Origin of the sequence: Micromonospora sp. NPDC049274, from assembly GCF_040678875.1 — a bacterium.
GTDB lineage: Bacteria > Actinomycetota > Actinomycetes > Mycobacteriales > Micromonosporaceae > Micromonospora.
Genome location: NZ_JBFAQS010000009.1, coordinates 250,941 through 268,917 on the forward strand (window position 1 = coordinate 250,941; position 17,977 = coordinate 268,917).

The window sequence follows — 17,977 nt, forward strand, 5'->3', positions numbered from 1 at the left end:
TCAGAGGCAGGCGATGAGGAGGGCGGAGACCCAGAGGCAGGCGTAGTGCAGGGATTGGTCGGCGAGGTACATGCCGCAGACCGGGGTCTGTCGGTCGGCGAAGGCGGCGGAGCCGGTGGCGTGCAGGATGAGGCGGACCGTCCAGCGGCGGTCCAGGAGCGCGTGGGTGATGGCCGAGAAGGCCAGGCCGGCGGTGAGTCCGAGGGCGGACACCGGCAGGTCGAGCAGGGTGACGGTGACGGCGAGCATGGCCGCGACCGTGAGGTGGTAGGTGGTCACGTGGATCAGAAGGTGACGCCAGCCAGCCCAGCCGGGCTCGGCTTTGTGCGAGGCGTCGGCGTCGGTTTGCACGATGTGGTCGGCGAGTTGGTGCGCCGGGATCAGGACGGCGGTGATGACCGCGAAGACGAGTGCGGGGTTCATCGGGTTACCTCCGGGGTGCAGTCCAGGCAGGAGCCGGTTCGGCGGGGGATGTAGTAGGGCTTCACCTGGCCGCAGTCGGGGCAGGTGCGCCGCGCGGTGAGCGCCTTGTCGATGGCCGCCAACTGGGCGGGGGTGGCGGTGCGCTTGGGCATCGCCAGTTCGAGGCGGAACAGGTAGGCGACGCGCTTGCCGCGACGCCACATGATTTGCGCGGCGGGGTCTTGGCCGCCGGGGCGCAGGTTGCGGGTGCGCAGTTGCCGGCGGGTCAGGAGCCCGTCGGGGGCGAACTTGAAGGGGTAGGTCGGCAGGCCGTAGCGCTCGCCGGTCGGGTCGTAGAACACCATCGGGTCCTCCGAGTCGTCGGCGTCGTCCTGGTCCTGGTCCTGGTCGTGGTCGTCGCCGGCAGGAGCACTGCCGGTGGCGAAGGTGGGGTTTTCGTAGGTGTCGCGGTCGATGTCCTCGGGCAGGAACGCGGCCGAGCACACGGCGCAGACGATCGGGCCTTCGTCGAAGGCGGCTTTGGAGATGCGCAGCTTGCGGGGGCACTCGCATTCGCACGAGACGCCGTTGTTGTTGTTCGTGCGGGTCTTGCCCTCGCCCGTGGGTTCGGGGTGGCGGTAGAAGCGCAGCGCTACGGAGAGGCCGGCGATGGTGGCCTTGTAGCGGGCGCGGGTGAGGTCGGTCAGGGTGCAGGGCGAGTAGCCGAGCTTGTCGTCCTTGGTCGTTGCCAGGCCCAGTTCGGCCGCGAGGGTGGCGAACTTCTTGTTGTGCCAGCGGCCCTGCCGGGAGGTGTCCTGGATGCCTCGCACGTCGGCGAGGGCGTGGGTTGCTTCGTGCAGGAGCGTGGTGAACACGGCTTCCGGGTCGCGGGACAGTCCCTCACCGGAGATGAGGATTTCGGGGAGTTGGGTGTCGCCGGCTTGCCAGCGCAGGGCGGCGAAGTGGCCCCACTTCATGCCCTGGTTCGGCTTGGTGGGTGAACCGGAGCCGACCACGAGAACGGCGGCCGGAACTTCGGTGTGCTGGTCGCGGATCGCGGACCAGGCGGCTTCAAGCGCGCCGACGAGTGCGGCGGTGGAGATGTCGTTTTGACACGTACGTGTCACGTCGGTGATCTGGGCGGCGGTGCTCATGCGGCCCTCCGGATGGTGTGCTTGCGGTAGGCGATGGCGGCGGCGCACAGCGCCTCGATGACGTCGGCCGGTTTGCGGCCGGGCAGGGTTTCCCAGTCGAAGACCGGGGCGTGAAGGCCGGCGTGGCCGATGGCGATGAGGTAGGTGTTGAACCACTCGACGGCGGCGCTGTAGGCGTGCTGGTCGGCGTCGGTGATGCCGGTCAGGTACCAGCGGGGGCGGCCGAACACGGCGACCCGAATCGCGCCGAGGATCGACGCCGGGTAGGTGCCGGTGCGGTGACAGGCGCACGTGGCGGGGCAGGCGTCATGGGCGTCGTAAAGGCCGGTGGGGGTCCAGCCGTAGCGGCCCAGGTAGAGACCGGCGCGGTCGAGGACCGCGTGAACGTTGCCGATCGGCAGAGCAGCGACGGTGCTCATCGGGTGGCCCGCCAGACGAGGAACCCGGCGCGGGTCGGCAGCCGTTCCTGGCTGTACTCGTTCTCGGCGTAGGTTTCGAGGTCGTCCTCGGTGGCGTGGGTCCAGTCCCACTCGTCCGCCGCGTCGCGCAGGGTGGAGATGACCTGCTCGGCGGTCTGCCCGGGGCGGTCGTTCCAGGCCAGTGGGCAGGTGGCGTCGTCGTCCTCGGTGGGCCGTGGCTGGGGCTGGTTGAAGTCGAGGTAGGCGGCCAGGGCGTCGATCGCGTGGGTGTAGTCGCGGGCTCCGCCGCGCGTCATGCAGTGGTGAGGGATCGACACGCGGTGGCCGTGTGCGGCCATGCCGATTGCGCCGGACACGCAGGCCGGCGGGTAGGGGTTGTCCTCGGTCGAGGCGTAGTAGGTGCCCTGGGTCCAGCCTCGGATTTCGAGGTAGCGGGCGGCGCAGCGCAGGGTGTCGGCCGGGGTCAGGTCGGCCAGCGCGGCGGGGGTGTGGATCGGTTTTTGGGTAGGGTTCATGGCGGCCACGTCCTTTCGTGGGCGGTGGTTGGGTCGGCAGACCGGGCAGCTTTTCCAGGGCCTTGGCCGGTCTGTCGGCCGCTTCTATCGGTGGTGCAGGTGGAGCCGGAGAATCACCCGTTGCCTGCCGTCGCTGACAAGAGCGGGTGCGGAGCGGAAGACGAGGGCGCCCGCGTGTCGGGCGATGGCGGTCAGTGCGGCGATGTCCTCGCCGGTGCCGATGAGCACGAGGTCCAAGACGCGGGTCGGGACAGCGGTCGTGGTGCTCATGCCGCTGTCCGCAGGTCGGCGGGGGCGGCAAGGCCGCTGCGGCGGCGGGTCCAGGTGGCGTAGTCGGCGACGCGGATGATGTCGGCGTCGGTCATGTAGGCGGCCTTCACGCGGTTGGGGGTGCCGCCTTCGGCGATGAGGTAGCCCTCGCCCTGGTTGTTCGGGTCGATGCTGTTGGACGAGAAGCCGCGGGCATACCAGCCGTGCCCGAGCACGATGTCCGAGGACACGTCGTTGGTGCAGCGGCCGGCGAACCGCCAGGCGAACAGGTCCCGCAGTGACGGCGGGATGATGTCCGAGGACGGGCGCTGAGTCGCGGCGGCGACGATGATGCCGACGGCGCGGCCACGGGCGACGATGTCGCGCAGCAGCGCGGCGAACAGGTCCTGGTCCTTCTTGTCTCCGGCGGTGGCGGAGAAGTAGGCGATCTCGTCGCAGGCCACGAGGATCTGACCGAACAGGTCGTTCGGGCCGATCTTCCGGCGACGCCGGGCCAGCAGGAACGAGTACCGGTTGTCCATGACCGTCTGGACGCGGCGCAGGGTGCGAATGGCGTGGTCCATGTCGGGGCCGACGAACACGTCGGCGGCGTCCTTCCACAAACCCAGCTCGACCTGCTTGCCGTCGAGCAGGCACAACCGGACGTCGGGGCACAAAGCGGCGTGTCCGACGATGGTGTTCAACAGGCTGGACTTGCCCGCGCCGGGTTCACCGCCGATGAGGATGTTGCGGTAGATCATCGGCAGGTAGGCCGGGTGGCCGAACTCGTCGATGCCGAGGAAGACCGGGTCGAAGATGGACAGGCCCGCGCCGACCGGCACCGTCTGCGGCGCGTCTGGCTGCGGGGGCAGTTCGATGGTGTCCGTGAGGTCCATGGCAGGGCTCCCGGGGTCGGTTGACACGTACGTGTCAAAGCGGGTGGGGGAGGGAAGGGCGCGGGTGGTGTGGCCCGTGAGGGTCCGTTCCCGCGCCGTCCCTAGATGTCGTCAGCCGTTCGGGGTGCTAATGGCGTCACCCGGGGGTGGGTGGCCCGATCGGCAGGTTGATCAGCGTCGGTGAGTGATGCGGACGGTGTTGCCGCAGTCTCCGCAGGTCGCGGTTAGTCGGCGGCCGTCGTCGGTGATGTCGCGCCAGTTGTGCTCGTTGCCGCAGGCAGGGCACCAGAGGCGGGAGTTTCCGGAGGTGACGCCGCCGGAGCGGCCGATAACCAGACCCATGACGGTGAGTCCTTTCACGCGTAGTCGGAGGGGTCGAACCCGTTCGGGCTCGCGGTGTTGGTGGTGTTGTTGCGCGGCTTGCGCTGGCGGGGCGCATCGGTTGATGCGGCGGCCGGCTGGTCCGGCACGTCGGGCAGGTCCAGGCCGACGGGCGGCATGCCCGGTGAGGTGGGGGCGTTGGCCGGGATGTCCGTGGGGACGTAGTCCGGCAGCGGCGACACAACGGTGTGCGCCAGGGGTTCGCGGCGGGTGATGTCCAGCCGGATAAACGCGGCGTACTTGCGGCCGGCGCGCATGACGCGGACCTCGTTGGCCCAGCACGCCACTGCGAGCTTCTGCACCTGCCCGTCCTGCTCCAGATCCCGCAGCGACAGGCCAGGGCGCAGCCACACCCAGACCCGTTCACCGGCCGGGGTCGGCTTGGCGAGCAGGATCAGCGGCAGCGAGCCGTGCCGGTTGGTGGCGATGAACGCCGCGAAGCACAACCGCAGCCGGTGCCGCACGATCAGGCACCAGATCCAGGCCATCACCCGACGGCGCACAGGTGCGATCACGGCGGGGACGCCGACGACCAGGGCGACGATGAGCAGCGAGCCCCACAGCGGGGTCGACTGCATCACCGTGGTCCAGCCGTAGACGCCGGCCAGGCCCAGCAGGATCTCCGGCAGCCAGTGCCAGAAGACGCGCAGCACGGGCCACGCCACGATCAGCGCGAACACCACCGCGCCGAGCACCGCGCCGAGGACGATGCCGAGCAGTCCACCCAGGATCGGGTGCATGTACTCAGAGGCCACCGTGGCGGCCAGGAGGCCGACCACACCGAGGGTGACCCAGAACGCGATAGTGGCCCGACGACGGTACGAGCGGGCAACCGGCGCTTCGATGACAGTGACGTTGTTGCCCCCACGGTTCGACCACCCGAACGGGGACCTCTGGCTAGACTTGGACACGACAAGTCCTCCCTACCTAGGGACCTTGTTGGACAGGACGCGGGGTCGCAGACGACGCCAATCAACGGCGACCCCGTGTCCACCTCTTCATCTCTTGTGGAGCCGAACAGGAACCCCGGCCGCTAGACGGCGGCGGTCTCCATCGCGGTTAGCGCCGACGCCCGGAACGCGACACCGGAGCGGACCTTGCCGTCCCGGTCGTTGACCCAGGGCAGCGCCTCCAGGTCCATCGGCACCACCGGCTGACGAACAGCCACCGCCGGCATCACCGGGCTGACCACCGTCACGTTGATGACCTCAGCGCTCCCCTCCGACAGGGCGTAGAGCTGCACCGCCCACATCGGCTGCTTCGTCTCCCGGTCGAACTTCTGCTGACCCGTCTGGTCCAGCTTCGGAACCGGGTTCACCGCGACCTCGTACGACACCCGCGAGGTGTCCAGCAGCAGACGTCCCATGACTGACTCCCTTCAACTAGGGCCCGCTCACCTTGAGCGATTGCCCGTGTTCGATGGGATCAGCCTAGCCCGTACAAAAGTACGTGTCTAGTACTTGAATACGGATCATCGATCGGAATCTTGGTATGAAGAAGGGCGCCCCGCTGTGGGACGCCCTTCGGTGCAGCTCGGAACGTGTGACGGTAGCTAGGCCACTCCTACGCGCCGTGCCAAGGTTGCCAGTCGGTCAGAAGGGGTGGGCTCCATCCGTAGAAGGTCGGAAACCATCGTCTCGACCACCGGGTGTCCCTTGACCTGCTCCGGGGTTAGCGCCTCGGCCTGCTCAAGCGCATCGACCGCCTCGGAGACCCTGCGGCGCTGAGTCCAGGCTTGTGCCACGTACATGAGGAGCCGAGCCTGCCGCTCAGACGATAGGACGGACGGGTCGATCCGCTCCGCCGTCCGGAGCGCAGACCCGGCGTCGCCGAGTTCGACTGCCACCGCGACCTCGTGTAGTTGGACGTTCGTGGGGCCAAACTCGGTCTCGTAATCGTTGCGGTCGCCCCCTAGGAGATGAGCTGCCTCTCGCGCTACTCCAAGATACTCGTGAGCCCTTTGGTCGTCTCCCAGCCGCGCAGAGGCCACAGCCAGTTGCAGATTCAGCGCGCCAAACAGCGACACGGTCTCCGGCTTGTCCGCCGATACCTCGGACTCAAGCGCTGCCGCAGACGACGATGCAGCGCTTATAACCTGCTCGAATTGCCGTCCGCCCTGAAACACCAAGGCGAGGCGGAACGTTCCAGCGGCGACCAATAGCGGGTCTCCGACCTGCTCGGCAACGAGCAACGCCCGATCGGTTGCGACCCAGGCCGCTTCATGCTGGCCAAGCTTCGACAGTGCGGCTGAGATGGCGTGGTATGCGGACGCTAGCTCGGTGAGGTACGTCTTTCGCGCCTCACCTCTGGCGGATCGTGTTGCTCTCTCCAGATCCGGCAGGAGGCCCCGCAGCAGCTCGGCCAGGTCCTCGTAACGGGCGGCATGCGCGTATGTCCAGCACAGATCGGCTCGCTCGGCCGTCTGCGGCAGGGGAAGCTCTCGGTCCCTGCCCAGGATCGCTGCCATGAGGTAGCTGGTACTTAGCACCGAGCGTAGGGCGGCAGCCGCCGAAGGAACCTCGGCGCTCTCCGGATCCGCAGTGCCCGGAGCTAGTTCGGCCATTGGGATGCCGAGCGCACCCGCAATCCGCTCCAAGATGGAAACACGATCGATCGAGCGTACCCCGCGCTCGACCTGGGAAAGCCAAGCCTCAGACCGGCCGATCATCTCGGCGAACTCACGCTGAGAGAGTCCGCGCTTTTGCCGTCGCGTAGCTATAAGTCGGCCTTGCTCGTTGCTGTCAGGCATTCAGTGAACCGAGGCCCTTGCTAGGTCCGACCGTTAGAAACTCAACCCGCGCATCCTGCGTGTACGGTTCGCGCTCCTTGTGGAATCGGATCACGTGAGGTTGCACTTCGTGCGCCTCGAATGCTTCTCGGTTCGCGTAGCACTCGTAAAAGACTCGGGCAAGAGGTTCCCCCTCGACAGAGTGCGTCGCATAAATCAGCGTCCCTGGTTCGCGTGCGCGGATCTCAATCCCTGTCTCTGCGACAAGCGCGTCAAACGCTTTCGCGCTCTCGTCGTCTTTCAGATCGAAGCGCACTACCAATGCGAACATTCAGCCACCCTTCCTGCTCAACCGAGAGTTACGGCTTGCGTACGTAACTATAGCCGTACTCTGGTACGGCCGCCCGTATTCTATTACGGATCGGGCTCCACGGGCTAGTCGGTGACCAGTTGGTCTCGCTGCGTGGCGGTTCGGGCGGCACCTACTGACAGGCTTTAGCGATGGCTCACGGCGCACGAACCTGCCGGCTTCGGGGCATCCGGTAGCTGCGGTAGGCCACATGGCTCAACTCCTGCGGCGCTCGATGGTCCTGACGGCTGAGGCTGGAGCCGCTGCGGTGCCGCGACGGGACCGGGCCGAACTAGCCGCAGCCTAGAGACCATCACTCGGGCCTAGCTGGCTCCCACTGCAAATCTGCGCCCGGTCAGTCCTGAATTCCGTACTGCGACTCCGCGAAGTATTCCGGATCGAAGTCGTCACTCAAATCGCTCAGATGGATTTCATGTCTAGACGCTGGCAACTTTCCCTCGGCCAGCTCTTCAGGGCCATGGAGGGTCAGCTTGCATACGTTGCAAGCGAAGGTTTGCGGAGAGAGTTGCAACGCCCACCCGCCGACGATGAAGGAATCGTACTGGCCGTTGCCTAGCGGCTCCACGTCATAGTCGACTTCGTACTCCCCATCGACATGGCCAAACAGCTTGCCTCCCGAGCCGCACTCAGGGCAAACCGCATCGACCCCCCACAGCCCATCACCGAAATCTTCTCCTACCAGCACATCCGCTGCTAATCCTTCAAGGCGACTCGTGGTCTCCTTGAACATCTCTTCACCAAGCCGCTCTTCAAGTTCTGTTAGACGGCGACGTGCCCTAGCGAGCTTAGCTGCGACTCGATGCCCTATCTCCGTGCGCTTTTCGTCGAGGAGCGTGAGCACGTTAGCGCGATGGTCACCGTAGAATGCGCTGGCGTCCTCTCCCAAATACCCAAGCAGAGCGTCACAGACAGTCAGACAATCGGTCAGGACGTTCCTGGATTCCGCTGGCAAGCCAACATGCATCGCGCCATTCCGGACCTCCACCATGCGAGTTCGCCGCTTGCCCTCGACCGGGAGGCCGCCCCCAAGTAGCTGGTCTAGACGGCGAAGGACGATCGACAGACCAATCGTTCGGAGCTTCGGAGACGCGAGATCGGGCTGGGTTGCGAGGCTGAGAAGGGAGGCTTCGTGCTCGGGGGCTAGGGGCACGACAAGAACAGGGTTCTTCTGCCATAGGGCAGCCTTCCCTAGGTGCTCGACCGCGAGTGGTGCGAGAACGGCTACCTTTCCATAGTCGTCCGCCGTCCAGGCGTTCATCGCCTCCCTTATCCACCCGGCAGCCGACCTCACGAGTTGTGACTCTGCACCTCCGCCAGGGGGAGTGGGGTGGGTGGTGACCGGGGAGTGTATGGCTGCGGCTTGGTCTCGGGACATGCGTAGATTCTCCCACCGTTTCCCTCAGCCGTTAAGGGCCGTCTGCGTATGCAAAGCAAAGGCAGCGCATCTAGCGGCATCATGCGAGGAGCATCCTCGGCACTAGCCCGGCGGCAAAGATCCGTAGGTGATCGATGTGTCTAGTCCCACCACATGCTTGACAGATCCGTCCCACCTGATGCTTGACAGCCTAGACATTAGGACAGGGACGGCGAGATGCCCCGGCGTCGGCAGGCTCGGCTATTGGCCGTGGTCGGGACGAGTCATCAGGGTGACGTCGCTGCTGGTTGCGATGACCAGCGTGCGGCCCGAGGGGGAGAAGCCAACGGCCCGCAGTTCCGAGTAGTTCGAGTGGAGGATGTGCCACCAGGTCCCGCCGGGCGGACCGCTGTGCAGGCCGCCGTCCGTGGACAGCAGCACTCGATGGTTCGGCCACTCGGGTGCGACGACGTCGAGGGTCCAGCCGTCTTCGGTGGTGCTGTGGAGTCCACCGCCGAAGAGGCCGGCGATGCGTACCTGCACATCGGCCAGTGGCCCCAGGCCCGGGCAGGACAAATCGGCGCCGGACGGTTCACACAGTTCCCGGTCGGGATCGCGGTCCCGGGCGATCTTTGCCCCGGTGGAGGCATCGAGCAAACCACGGCCTTGGCTCGATACGACCATGAGGAGGTCATCACCGCTCACCGGATGAGAGGCGAATCCGACGCCAAACAGCCCGCCTACAGAGATGGAGGAGTACGGGCCAGGCAACGGTCGCCACGGCGCAGGTGCCGGCATCAGGGGGGCCGCCACGAACCGCTCCCGCAACTGTTGCTGGTACTCAGAGATCATCCGGTCCTCACGCCAAGCCATTGAGACGACACCGGCAGGCTACCTGCCACCTCGCCGGCTTCGATCTTGGCAAGCATCAGGTGGGACGCGAGTGTCAAGCATCAGCCGTGACGGGACACGTAGGTGATCGATGCCAGTGTGATGAATTTCTGTACGAGATCAAGGCGGCCGGCGCTGCCGGCCGCTCGCGTCGCCGAACCTGGGCCGGGCCAACCGGCCCGCCGTCGCGCCTCTGGCCTTCGGCCGCCAGCGCGTCGGTTGCAGCCCGCGGCGACGCGGCACACGACGAAGCCCCGACCGCAAGTAATAGGTGGGCCGGGGCTTCGATACGTGGACGGCTGGGCCGAGATGGCGCTAGTCCAAGTCGAACAAGGTCGGCGGCTGCTCGTCCGCCTCGTAGTCGGGCGCGCTCGACTGCTCGACTAGCTGTTCATTTTCCTCATTCGTCAGATCACGCAACAACTGTAAACTAGGCGGCAGTAGTTCGGACAGAACGAGCTTGGTGCCGCCCTTGCCGCCAACTGTGTTTGTCATGAAGTCCGCATAAAGTTGCTTACGGCTAGGAAGGGTTATTCCTGCTCTGCGAATTAGAGCGTAGGCGCCCAGTCCACGCTCGAACTCCCAAACGGCTGGATCGTGAGCGACATCTTCGTGGTCCTCGGACGAGTAACGAAGAATCCTGCCATCGCTACTCCATTCCAAGTCGCTGATTATCATGCCGCTAGCTCGCTGCGTTAGTTCGAGGAACCGCAGACCGTCGTGTCGATTTTCGGGCACATCTTCTAGTTGGTCGACTGTTGCAGCCAGATAAGCAACGAACCTCGGCCACTTAAGTGCCAAGTGGCGGTCGATCACCCAGTACGGCTTGTCTCGAACCTCATCAGAGAGAACAGGTTGCTCAGAGCGAACACGACACGCCCGCGCCCAGAGCCGGTGCCTACTCACAAGCATGAGGAGTTCAAGGTTGGGCGAGCCATCCGGCAGTTTTAGGCGATTGAGTTGAGCGACGGTGACACGCTGACCTACTCGATCCCAAAAGAACTTGTCGTCGATGACTTCCATCTCTAGCAGGAACTGCAGGGCGTCGTCGGGGATGTATTCGTCTAGCGAACGATCTCCCGGGAATTCCTCCAGACGCCCGCCCGAACCAACCCAGATGGCCTGCAGCAACCGCACAATCCGCCCGGCGTACTCGCTTCGTAGTAACTCTTGGACAAGCATGGCTGCAACTGCGGTGGGCTGCTGCTCAACTGCACGCGCACCCTGCAGCCCCGCCTGCAGCGACATGGTCGCCAAGCGAGCAATGCGTTCATTTACCAGCCCTCGCCCACCTTGTGCGAATGCTGAACCTACTAACCTAAAAAACTTGTTGTTACTTTGTTCGGCAAGCGTTTCCACGCCGGCGGGGTCGGTGACGAGGGTATCCGACTCTTTGGAGGCGAGAGCAAGTTCTTTAGCGCTCTCCGGGTCGCGCCAATTCTGGGCTTCAAGCCCAAGCAGGATCGGGCGGTTGTTCTCGACCATCCTCAGGTCGTCGAGCAGAAACTCTATTTCACTGTTGTACTTGAGGTAGACATAGCGCTCATGGCTGCCACTCGCCCCTGGCCACCGCAGTACCAAGTCAGGTGCAAAAGTATGGTTGAAGTATTCCGTAAACTTGATTTCGACACGCGGATCGAGGGTGTGAAACTCCGCTGCCACTATCTCCTTGACGGCCCTCGCGCTATTCCAGGGCTCTTCGATAGCAAGTGCGTTTTCAATACGCGCCGAGAATTTCCCGTCAGCCATCACAACCCCCTCTCGAAGTTCAACAGGTTGAACAGGTCGGGGCGTAGCGGCGTGAGTTTCTCGTGCCAGCTACTTAAGAACATCATCCGCAGCCTGTCCGCGACAGCCTTGGTGGTGTCGTCGTCTACGAGCTCGCGGGCGCGATCGGGGTCTGCTTCGCCCAGCACGCGGCCTCGATGCTCTAGTACGCCTTCTCGCACGAAGGCTGGGGTCTGCAGCTCGTCCCACCGAGTCACCAAGAAGGGAGACCATGCGATCCACACGAAGTTGTCGCACCGCTCGGGCCGGAGAGTGAAGGCCCGGTAGCACTGGGCGACGAACTTGAGATAGTGGGTTCCCTGGTCTTGCGCTGAGGCGTAGTTCTTTGATTCCGCCAAGAACTCTTGACCTTCGAGGTCGCCCCCGAGCAAGACGCCGCCCATGTCGAAGGAAAAGTTGCCCCCGCTCAACCAGGGGAAGGTCAGCTTCGGAACCGCGCGGTCGGCGGGATTGACCCAGTAGACGTTGGCGCGGGTGGTCGCCTCCAGGTAGATCTTGGCTCGGCGCGCACCGTCAGCCCCCTTGGCGTGCATCTGTTCACCCGACACGTTCCGTAGCCTATAGATCACAGTTGACTCTGGCCAGGGTGGCGGGCGTGTGCGCGTCTGGGTTGCCGGGGACACAATTAAGCGTAGGCCATGATTCGAACGCTTGTACAGAGCGTGGCGGCGCGGAGACGCTTGGATGCCTTGCCGTACGACTGCACCCATCCTCGAATGAAGAAGCACACCTCCGGCGGGGCGCTCGGGCACTCTGGGATGGTTGGCGCCATCCCGGCAACCTTCGTCCGGGCGAAGCCGAGTGGGCAGGGCCTGCCTGGTCAAGGTCGTTCAAACGGTGGTGTGCTCCACCTTGACCAGGCAGGCCCCACCCACTCCACAGTGTGCGGACGAAGGCCGACGGGATGGCTAGAGGGCGCGGCCAGGGTGGGCGGAGATCATCGGGCACAGATCCGGCACAACCGCGACCGGCAAGCTGTGTCAACCGTCGGAAGGGCTTGGCGACAGTTGCGCAGGTCGCGCCGCCGAAGTGCCCGACTCGGGATGATCTCCGCCCGCAGAAGGTGTAAGGGGTTCAAATCCCCTCAGCTCCACCCCAGGTCAAAGGCCGTTTCCGCGAGTCGGAGACGGCCTTTCCGATCTTGAAGGCAAGCGCGGCGACGCGGATGTGCACCGGCCCTAGGCGAACCGCTCGGTCGTCACGGCGATCAGCCCGTGCTGTCGCAGCAGGTTCGTCAGATCGGTAAGCGTCGGGCGCACCGCCTCGGCGGTGCCGGTTCTCAGCAGGACCGTCACGTCGAGGCCCCAGCCGAGGGAGTGGCCGACTCGTCGCAGGTTCCAGGTGAACTGGTCGCCGCCTCTGTCCCGGTGGCCACCGGCGGCGGATCCGGCCGTGCCGTCGTCAGTCGCCCGCCAGGTCGTTCGGAGGGCCGCGACCTGATCCGCGCGGAGGTCCTTGGCGAAGTGGACGCGGTAGACGCGTCGTTCCTGGAAGCCCGCCGGGGGCTGTGTCGGACCGAGCCGCAGTGGCGGGGCGGTCGCGATCGGTTGATGATCACGGAAGTACGTCCGAAGGGCCGCCTCGGAGGGCAGATCCCCACCCCCGAGGCGGCGGTAGGCGCTCGCCGCGTCGACTCGTGCGGTGGGAACAACCCGGGCGAGTACGTCCGGGTCGGTCCGTAGGCCGCGACTCAGCGAGGCGGCACTGCACCAACCGGTGCCCGGCATCCAACCCGCGCTGTGCAGGCCCGTCGTGGTGAAGTCGGCGTGCCTGGTGAACTCCTCGACGAGGATGCCTTCCACCGCAGGACTACCAGGTGCGGGCAGGACCAGGTGGTAATCCAGCGAAGGCTCGGAGGGCGGCCGGTCGGTGCTCACCAACCCCATCCTCCGGCCACCGTACGCCCCGGGCAAGAGAGGCGCTCCGGCCAACGCCAGGCCGACCTGGGCGGCACCAGCCCGGTCACGGTGCGGTGGGACCTCCGCGACGGCTCCTTCACGGGGTGCGACCAGGAGCTGCCCGCCATGACGGACGTCAACGCCAAGGGCGTCGTGGTGGCCGGCTCGACGGCACGTCACGGCTTCCAGGAGCCGGCGGTGGCGAACTCGTGCTGGTACTCCAGGACGCCCGAGGCGTCGGGCACGTCGAACACGACGCTGCCGGTTCGCTTGGTGCCCACGGTCAGGTCGTTGGCGGCCGGCATCGGTTTGCCGCAGCCGGACAAGATGCCGGCTATCGCATTGGTCTCGGTGCCGTCGGCGGCGACCCACTGAAAGTAGAACGGGTTCGCCGAGCCGGTGCCCTTGGTGACCGTCACCGTCACGTCGGCGATCACGTACATGCCCTCGTCGGGTTTGAGGCCGTACGACGTGCAGGGCTTGGTGGCGGTGCTGAACTTCGTCACGGTGATCTCGACGGTGCCGCCGTTGTCGTCGATGACGAGGGTGTCCCCGGCGGACATGTTCCGGGTGTCGCTGGCGGCCGACGCGCGGGGCGACGGCGCGGCGGTGGCCGGCGGCTGCCCGACACCACGGGTCACCGCCGGGGTGGGCAGCGCCTCGGGCACCTCGTCCGCGACGTGGTTCGCGCCGATGACCACCGCCACGATGCCGCCCGCGCAGCAGAGCAGGGTGAGCACGGCCGCGGTCACCGCGATGGCCACCACTGTCCTGTTGGAGTTCTTCGTCGGCACGGGCGGCGGCGCCTTGAGCGGGTAGCCCGGGCCGCCGGGTGGCGGGTACGCGCCAGCGGCCTGCGGGTACGCGCCACCGGCCTGCGGGTACGCGCCGCCCGAGAACGGCGGCTGCGGCGGGTTCGCCGCCGCCGACCACGGGTTGGGTGGCACCGGCGCCTGCGGAACCGTCGGGTCGGCGGCGGACTGCTGCGGCTGCGGTGTCGCTGGGAACGGCTGCGTCGGCGGCTCCGGACTCGGCTGCTGGGGGTCCTGCGGCTCGGCGGGGGGCTGGGGGTGGGGGTGGGTCACCGTACTCCTTGGCGCCTCGTACGTGTGGTCGGGAACCCGCCGACGCTACCGTGCGTCGCCGAACGGCCGGTCGCCGCGCCGGCTCATGTCCCAGTGCCCGTGGAGTAGCCGCGTACTGGCCAGCATGGACGGTGCGGGGGTCAGCGCAGGGTGAGGACGGCGGCGGTGCGGACCAGGCCGTCGGCGACCACGAACCGGCCGGTGATCGTGCTCGGGGGATCGGTGGCCTCGGCCGCGTCCACCCGCGCCGGTGCGATCCGGGCCGTGAACGTGCCGGCGTCCGGGTCCAGCGTGAGGTGGGCGTCGTGGAAGTCCAGCCAGCTCCCCACGACCGGGTGCCAGACCTTGTAGACGGTCTCCTTGGCGCTGAACAGCACGACGGGCCAGAAGATCCCGGCGGGTAGCCGCGCGCAGCTCTCCTCCTCCTCGGGCAGCAACACGAGTCGGCGTACCCCCGCATTGATCTCGCGGTGCCGTTCGGCGTCCATGCCTACCGATCGCAGATCGGTGGTGCGTGCCGCCGCGGCGGCGCAGTAGTCGGTGGTGTGGGTGATGGCGCCGACCACCCCCACGGGCCAGATGGGCGCGCGGTCGGCGGCGGCCGGCACGGCCACCGCCGGCAGGCCGAGGTCGGCCATCGCCCGACGGGCGCAGACCCGGCCGGCGGTGAAGTCCCGGCGACGGGTCTCCACCGCCCGTTCGCCGAGACAGGCCTGTTCGGCGGCGAGGAGTTCGCCGGTCCAGTCGTGGGTCTCGGCGACGGCCACGGCGACCGTCGGCGGCAGGAGGTCACGCACGTCCGCCGCCTACCGTCGGGTAGCGCGGAGGCATTCGCTCGACAGTCAGATTTCCGACTTCCACGACGGGAGAAGGTACCGCAAAGATGTAACACCGGAGGGACGTGTCGCGCCCTCCAGGATGGCTCCGGGGGGACCACCATCGATAGCTGGCCAGTCCCGTGGACATCTGGAGAGGACCTGCGATGAGCGATGGCGCCGAACGGCCGAGGGGTCGGGCCGACGACCACGCACCGACGACCCCGGGCTGGAGCTGCGGCTCCTGCGGCGACGAGTGGCCGTGCGCGACGAAGCGCACCCGACTGCTGGCGGAGTACGGGGGTGACCGGGCGATGCTCAGCGTCTACCTGGGCTCGTGTCTCGCCGCCGCCGCCGAGGACCTGCGAGCGGCGCCGGTGATGTCGCTCCAGGACCGGTTCATCGGCTGGCTGCCCCGCGGCGCGCGACGCCGCTGAGCCCACCGTGGCCCCGCCCGACGTGGGCGGGGCCACCGGGTGCCGGACGGGCTCAGGCCCGGCGGGGCCGCCGGGTCAGCGCGAAGCCGACCACCCCGGCCACCGCGGCGAGCACGCCGCCGATGCCGGTCCAGATCCATCGCGAGCCGAGATCCGGCAGCCAGTCCGCCGGCGAGTCGCCCTCGTCGTCGGCCTCCGGGTCGGGCGTCGGTACGGCGTTGAGCACCGTCCCCGCCTTGGTGTTCGGCACCAGTGGCGCGGCCAGCGCGCCGTCGTCGGCCGAGGTGCCCCGGTCCGCGAGGACGCCGACCAGCAGGTCCACGTCGACGGGCGCGCCCAGATCCGGCTCGGGCAGGTCGGTGACGGAGAGCCGGACGACGTACGTGCCGGGCAGCGGGTCGGCCGACCACGGCTCCGCCCAGGGGCGTACCTCGCGCAGTGTGCAGCCCAACGTCACGGTCGACGCCTTGCCGTCCACCGTCGGGGTCTGCGCCCCGGCGGTGCACGCCTGCCGTCGGCGCAGCCCGTCGAACACGTCCACGGTCCAGGTGGAGGCGCCGCCGCGTGCCTTCGGGAAGGTGACGGTGGCGCTGATCTCGTGCACCTGGCCGGCGGTTGCCGGGAACGACCAGTAGAGGTGGTCGCCGATCGAGGCGTCCACCCGCACCGGTTGGCCGGCCGTGATCGGGGTGGCGGTGAGGAAGGAGGTGCCGGCCCGGGTCACCGGCGTGGCGCCCGGAGACGGGGTGGGAGCGGCCACGGCAGCCCCGGGCAGCAGCGCGGCCCCACCGGCGGCGAGCAGCGCCGCCAGTGACCGGAACAGTGCGGTACGCATCAGTTCTCCCTCCAGGTGGCGACCCACCAGCGGGTGAGCAGGCCGGCGATCAGGCCGGTGAGCAGGCCGGCCACGGTGAGCAGGGCGAGCAGCACCCAGCCCCGGCCGAGGTCGGGCCCGTCCGGGGCCCCGGCGGCGGCGACCACGTCGATGGTCAGCTCCACAGGCATGCCGGGCGTCGCCGCGGTGCCCGGGCGTGCGGCGAACGAGTTGCTCACCACCAGGCAGACGGTGGTGGGCTCGACGACGGGAGTCGAGGTCTCGGCGGTCGCGTTCTCGTCGTCGGCGTCCTCGTCGTCGGCGGTGGCCGACCAGCGCAGACCTGCGGAGAGCACGTCGGCCCGGCCGCTGCCGGCGTCCGCGCCGCGCACCAGTTCGCGGCCATCCGCGGCGGTGGCCCGCAGCAGCACCCCGTAGTCCCGGTTCACCGGCCGGTCCAGCGACATGCTCACCGACGCGCGCAGCTCCTGCCCGGGGCGTACGGGCACCCGGTAGTAGCGGTGCTCGGAGAACGCCTCCCGGTCGGCGTACACGCCGGGGGCGAGCAGCGGCGCGGAGTCACAGGCGTTCGCGCCGCCGATGACGGTCGGGGCCCGGGTGTGGGTGTCACCGGCCCGCTCGACGAGCTGTTTGATCCGGCCGGTCAGCTCGTCGGCGCTCTGCGCGGCGGTGTAGGTGCCTCCGGTGGCCCCGGCGATGCAGAGCAGTTGGCGGCGTACCTTCTCGTCGGGAGCGAGGCCGAGCGTGTCGACGACCAGGCTGGTGCCCTGCGCGGCCAGTTCCCGGGCCACCTGGCACGGATCCGGCGGCGCGCAGGTGTCCTCCCCGTCGGTGATCAGCACGATCCGTCGGGTGGTGGCGCCGGTGCCCAGGTCCTGCGCGGCGGAGCGGAGCGCGAGCCCGACCGGCGTGAACCCGGTCGGTCGGAGCGTCGCGACCGCCGCCTTGGCCCGGGTGCGGTCGACCGGCCCGACCGGCACGATCTGCTGAGTGTCCTGGCAGCCGACCTTCTTGTCCTTGCCCTTGTAGGTCGCGCCGAGCACCCGGATGCCGAGTTGGGTCTCTTCCGGCAGCGCGTCCACCACGTCGTTGAACGCCTGCTGGGCCACCGAGATCCGGCTGCGCCCGTCGATGTCGGCGGCCCGCATCGAACCGCTGACGTCGAGCACCAGCTCGACCCGGGGCGGCTCGGCCACCTGCTCCTCGTCGGCCGCCGCCGGGGCCGGCCCGGTCAGCGCGGTGGTCGCCAGCAGTCCGAGGAGGACAGCCGCCGATCGTCTGAAGTTGATCACGGCCCGCAGTGTAGTGAGATCCACTTTGGATGATCACTGGGGTGGTTGGTCGTCCCGGGATGGTCAGGGACGCGCGGAACCGGCCGGGTCAGGCGGGGGCGTCGAGCAGTGCGACCAGCCGCTTCGGCGCGATCTCCCGGTACGCGTCCCGGCACAACTCGTCGATCTCGGCCCAGTCGACGTCGCCGTCGAGCCGTACGCCGAGCCAACCCCGGCCACCGACGTAGGGCGGGCGGAAGAAGCGGGCCGGGTCGGCGGCGGTCAGCTCCGCCTGGGCGCCGGTCGGCGCGGCGCACCACAGGTGGGGAAAGTCGTTCTGGTGGTGCCCGTCGGCGTGCAGGGTCACGAACACGCTCTTGTCCCGGACGAACCAGGTCGGTGACCCGTGGCTGGGGCGCTCGGTCACCTCGGGCAGCGCGAGGCAGATCGTCCGGACCCGTTTCAGCAGCTCCACGGCACCCCACCTCC

General features: G+C 67.7%; 22 protein-coding genes and 1 pseudogene. 1 reads left to right on the forward strand and 22 read right to left on the reverse strand.

Annotated features, from left to right (window positions below; translation table 11 throughout):
• The 19 genes and pseudogenes from AB0K10_RS19400 to AB0K10_RS19490 form a co-directional block, all read right to left on the reverse strand.
• Window positions 1–423 (reverse strand): DUF3307 domain-containing protein, encoded by a 423-nt coding sequence (locus AB0K10_RS19400; RefSeq protein WP_363685219.1) that lies wholly within the window; start codon window positions 421–423, stop codon window positions 1–3.
• Window positions 420–767, reverse strand: a complete 348-nt coding sequence (locus tag AB0K10_RS19405; protein WP_363685309.1) for an RRQRL motif-containing zinc-binding protein — start codon at window positions 765–767, stop codon at window positions 420–422. The genes AB0K10_RS19400 and AB0K10_RS19405 overlap by 4 nt, the downstream gene beginning before the upstream one ends.
• Before the next feature lie 785 nt (window positions 768–1,552).
• The gene (locus tag AB0K10_RS19410; RefSeq protein ID WP_363685221.1) at window positions 1,553–1,975 is read right to left on the reverse strand and encodes a hypothetical protein; all 423 of its coding nucleotides are present in this window, start codon (window positions 1,973–1,975) and stop codon (window positions 1,553–1,555) included.
• On the reverse strand, window positions 1,972–2,490 hold the full coding sequence (locus AB0K10_RS19415) for a hypothetical protein (protein ID WP_363685223.1): 519 nt from the start codon (window positions 2,488–2,490) through the stop codon (window positions 1,972–1,974). The genes AB0K10_RS19410 and AB0K10_RS19415 overlap by 4 nt, the downstream gene beginning before the upstream one ends.
• Before the next feature lie 84 nt (window positions 2,491–2,574).
• The gene (locus AB0K10_RS19420; RefSeq protein WP_363685225.1) at window positions 2,575–2,760 is read right to left on the reverse strand and encodes a hypothetical protein; all 186 of its coding nucleotides are present in this window, start codon (window positions 2,758–2,760) and stop codon (window positions 2,575–2,577) included.
• Complete coding sequence (locus AB0K10_RS19425; RefSeq protein ID WP_363685227.1) at window positions 2,757–3,635, reverse strand: FtsK/SpoIIIE domain-containing protein; 879 nt, start codon at window positions 3,633–3,635, stop codon at window positions 2,757–2,759. Before AB0K10_RS19425 ends, AB0K10_RS19420 begins: the two co-directional genes overlap by 4 nt.
• Window positions 3,636–3,806: 171 nt before the next feature.
• Window positions 3,807–3,977, reverse strand: a complete 171-nt coding sequence (locus AB0K10_RS19430; protein ID WP_363685229.1) for a hypothetical protein — start codon at window positions 3,975–3,977, stop codon at window positions 3,807–3,809.
• A 14-nt stretch (window positions 3,978–3,991) separates the two neighbouring features.
• Complete coding sequence (locus AB0K10_RS19435; RefSeq protein WP_363685231.1) at window positions 3,992–4,927, reverse strand: hypothetical protein; 936 nt, start codon at window positions 4,925–4,927, stop codon at window positions 3,992–3,994.
• A 122-nt stretch (window positions 4,928–5,049) separates the two neighbouring features.
• Window positions 5,050–5,382, reverse strand: coding sequence for a hypothetical protein (locus AB0K10_RS19440; protein ID WP_130406273.1), 333 nt, complete (start codon window positions 5,380–5,382; stop codon window positions 5,050–5,052).
• A 186-nt stretch (window positions 5,383–5,568) separates the two neighbouring features.
• Window positions 5,569–6,483 (reverse strand): hypothetical protein, encoded by a 915-nt coding sequence (locus tag AB0K10_RS19445; RefSeq protein WP_363685317.1) that lies wholly within the window; start codon window positions 6,481–6,483, stop codon window positions 5,569–5,571.
• Between the two features lie 93 nt (window positions 6,484–6,576).
• Window positions 6,577–6,765: pseudogene (locus AB0K10_RS19450) on the reverse strand (helix-turn-helix transcriptional regulator); the annotation flags it as partial.
• Window positions 6,758–7,075 carry an antibiotic biosynthesis monooxygenase gene (locus tag AB0K10_RS19455; protein WP_363685233.1) on the reverse strand — a complete coding sequence of 106 codons (318 nt, stop codon included), beginning with the start codon at window positions 7,073–7,075 and terminating at the stop codon, window positions 6,758–6,760. The gene AB0K10_RS19455 and the pseudogene AB0K10_RS19450, both read right to left, overlap by 8 nt.
• A gap of 373 nt (window positions 7,076–7,448) precedes the next feature.
• Complete coding sequence (locus AB0K10_RS19460; protein ID WP_363685235.1) at window positions 7,449–8,405, reverse strand: hypothetical protein; 957 nt, start codon at window positions 8,403–8,405, stop codon at window positions 7,449–7,451.
• 324 nt (window positions 8,406–8,729) lie between these two features.
• Window positions 8,730–9,320 (reverse strand): hypothetical protein, encoded by a 591-nt coding sequence (locus AB0K10_RS19465; RefSeq protein ID WP_363685237.1) that lies wholly within the window; start codon window positions 9,318–9,320, stop codon window positions 8,730–8,732.
• 354 nt (window positions 9,321–9,674) lie between these two features.
• Window positions 9,675–11,108, reverse strand: coding sequence for a hypothetical protein (locus tag AB0K10_RS19470; protein ID WP_363685239.1), 1,434 nt, complete (start codon window positions 11,106–11,108; stop codon window positions 9,675–9,677).
• Window positions 11,108–11,695 carry a hypothetical protein gene (locus AB0K10_RS19475; protein WP_363685241.1) on the reverse strand — a complete coding sequence of 196 codons (588 nt, stop codon included), beginning with the start codon at window positions 11,693–11,695 and terminating at the stop codon, window positions 11,108–11,110. Before AB0K10_RS19475 ends, AB0K10_RS19470 begins: the two co-directional genes overlap by 1 nt.
• A gap of 630 nt (window positions 11,696–12,325) precedes the next feature.
• Window positions 12,326–13,024: a hypothetical protein gene (locus tag AB0K10_RS19480; protein WP_363685243.1), complete on the reverse strand. Its 699-nt coding sequence runs from the start codon at window positions 13,022–13,024 to the stop codon at window positions 12,326–12,328.
• A 197-nt stretch (window positions 13,025–13,221) separates the two neighbouring features.
• Window positions 13,222–14,130: a hypothetical protein gene (locus tag AB0K10_RS19485; RefSeq protein ID WP_363685245.1), complete on the reverse strand. Its 909-nt coding sequence runs from the start codon at window positions 14,128–14,130 to the stop codon at window positions 13,222–13,224.
• Window positions 14,131–14,270: 140 nt separating this feature from the next.
• Window positions 14,271–14,927, reverse strand: coding sequence for a 4'-phosphopantetheinyl transferase superfamily protein (locus tag AB0K10_RS19490; RefSeq protein WP_363685247.1), 657 nt, complete (start codon window positions 14,925–14,927; stop codon window positions 14,271–14,273).
• A gap of 185 nt (window positions 14,928–15,112) precedes the next feature.
• Between AB0K10_RS19490 and AB0K10_RS19495 the strand changes: the two genes are divergently transcribed.
• The gene (locus AB0K10_RS19495; RefSeq protein WP_007455349.1) at window positions 15,113–15,382 is read left to right on the forward strand and encodes a hypothetical protein; all 270 of its coding nucleotides are present in this window, start codon (window positions 15,113–15,115) and stop codon (window positions 15,380–15,382) included.
• Window positions 15,383–15,434: 52 nt separating this feature from the next.
• Here the strand turns inward: AB0K10_RS19495 and AB0K10_RS19500 are convergent, their stop codons facing one another.
• From AB0K10_RS19500 to AB0K10_RS19510, 3 genes are all read right to left on the reverse strand, one after another.
• Entirely contained in the window at window positions 15,435–16,217 is a 783-nt protein-coding gene (locus tag AB0K10_RS19500; RefSeq protein WP_363685249.1) for a peptidase, read from the reverse strand.
• Entirely contained in the window at window positions 16,217–17,509 is a 1,293-nt protein-coding gene (locus AB0K10_RS19505; RefSeq protein ID WP_363685251.1) for a VWA domain-containing protein, read from the reverse strand. Before AB0K10_RS19505 ends, AB0K10_RS19500 begins: the two co-directional genes overlap by 1 nt.
• A gap of 88 nt (window positions 17,510–17,597) precedes the next feature.
• Window positions 17,598–17,963, reverse strand: a complete 366-nt coding sequence (locus tag AB0K10_RS19510) for an MmcQ/YjbR family DNA-binding protein (RefSeq protein WP_363685253.1) — start codon at window positions 17,961–17,963, stop codon at window positions 17,598–17,600.
• Window positions 17,964–17,977: the final 14 nt, after the last annotated feature.

What these genes read in the sequence shown, in the direction of transcription:
- AB0K10_RS19400 (WP_363685219.1), bottom strand. Translation starts at nt 423, where the DNA reads ATGAACCCCGCACTCGTCTTCGCGGTCATCACCGCCGTCCTGATCCCG.
- AB0K10_RS19405 (WP_363685309.1), bottom strand. Translation starts at nt 767, where the DNA reads ATGGTGTTCTACGACCCGACCGGCGAGCGCTACGGCCTGCCGACCTAC.
- AB0K10_RS19410 (WP_363685221.1), bottom strand. Translation starts at nt 1,975, where the DNA reads ATGAGCACCGTCGCTGCTCTGCCGATCGGCAACGTTCACGCGGTCCTC.
- AB0K10_RS19415 (WP_363685223.1), bottom strand. Translation starts at nt 2,490, where the DNA reads ATGAACCCTACCCAAAAACCGATCCACACCCCCGCCGCGCTGGCCGAC.
- AB0K10_RS19420 (WP_363685225.1), bottom strand. Translation starts at nt 2,760, where the DNA reads ATGAGCACCACGACCGCTGTCCCGACCCGCGTCTTGGACCTCGTGCTC.
- AB0K10_RS19425 (WP_363685227.1), bottom strand. Translation starts at nt 3,635, where the DNA reads ATGGACCTCACGGACACCATCGAACTGCCCCCGCAGCCAGACGCGCCG.
- AB0K10_RS19430 (WP_363685229.1), bottom strand. Translation starts at nt 3,977, where the DNA reads ATGGGTCTGGTTATCGGCCGCTCCGGCGGCGTCACCTCCGGAAACTCC.
- AB0K10_RS19440 (WP_130406273.1), bottom strand. Translation starts at nt 5,382, where the DNA reads ATGGGACGTCTGCTGCTGGACACCTCGCGGGTGTCGTACGAGGTCGCG.
- AB0K10_RS19445 (WP_363685317.1), bottom strand. Translation starts at nt 6,483, where the DNA reads ATGGCAGCGATCCTGGGCAGGGACCGAGAGCTTCCCCTGCCGCAGACG.
- AB0K10_RS19455 (WP_363685233.1), bottom strand. Translation starts at nt 7,075, where the DNA reads ATGTTCGCATTGGTAGTGCGCTTCGATCTGAAAGACGACGAGAGCGCG.
- AB0K10_RS19465 (WP_363685237.1), bottom strand. Translation starts at nt 9,320, where the DNA reads ATGATCTCTGAGTACCAGCAACAGTTGCGGGAGCGGTTCGTGGCGGCC.
- AB0K10_RS19470 (WP_363685239.1), bottom strand. Translation starts at nt 11,108, where the DNA reads ATGGCTGACGGGAAATTCTCGGCGCGTATTGAAAACGCACTTGCTATC.
- AB0K10_RS19495 (WP_007455349.1), top strand. Translation starts at nt 15,113, where the DNA reads ATGAGCGATGGCGCCGAACGGCCGAGGGGTCGGGCCGACGACCACGCA.
- AB0K10_RS19500 (WP_363685249.1), bottom strand. Translation starts at nt 16,217, where the DNA reads ATGCGTACCGCACTGTTCCGGTCACTGGCGGCGCTGCTCGCCGCCGGT.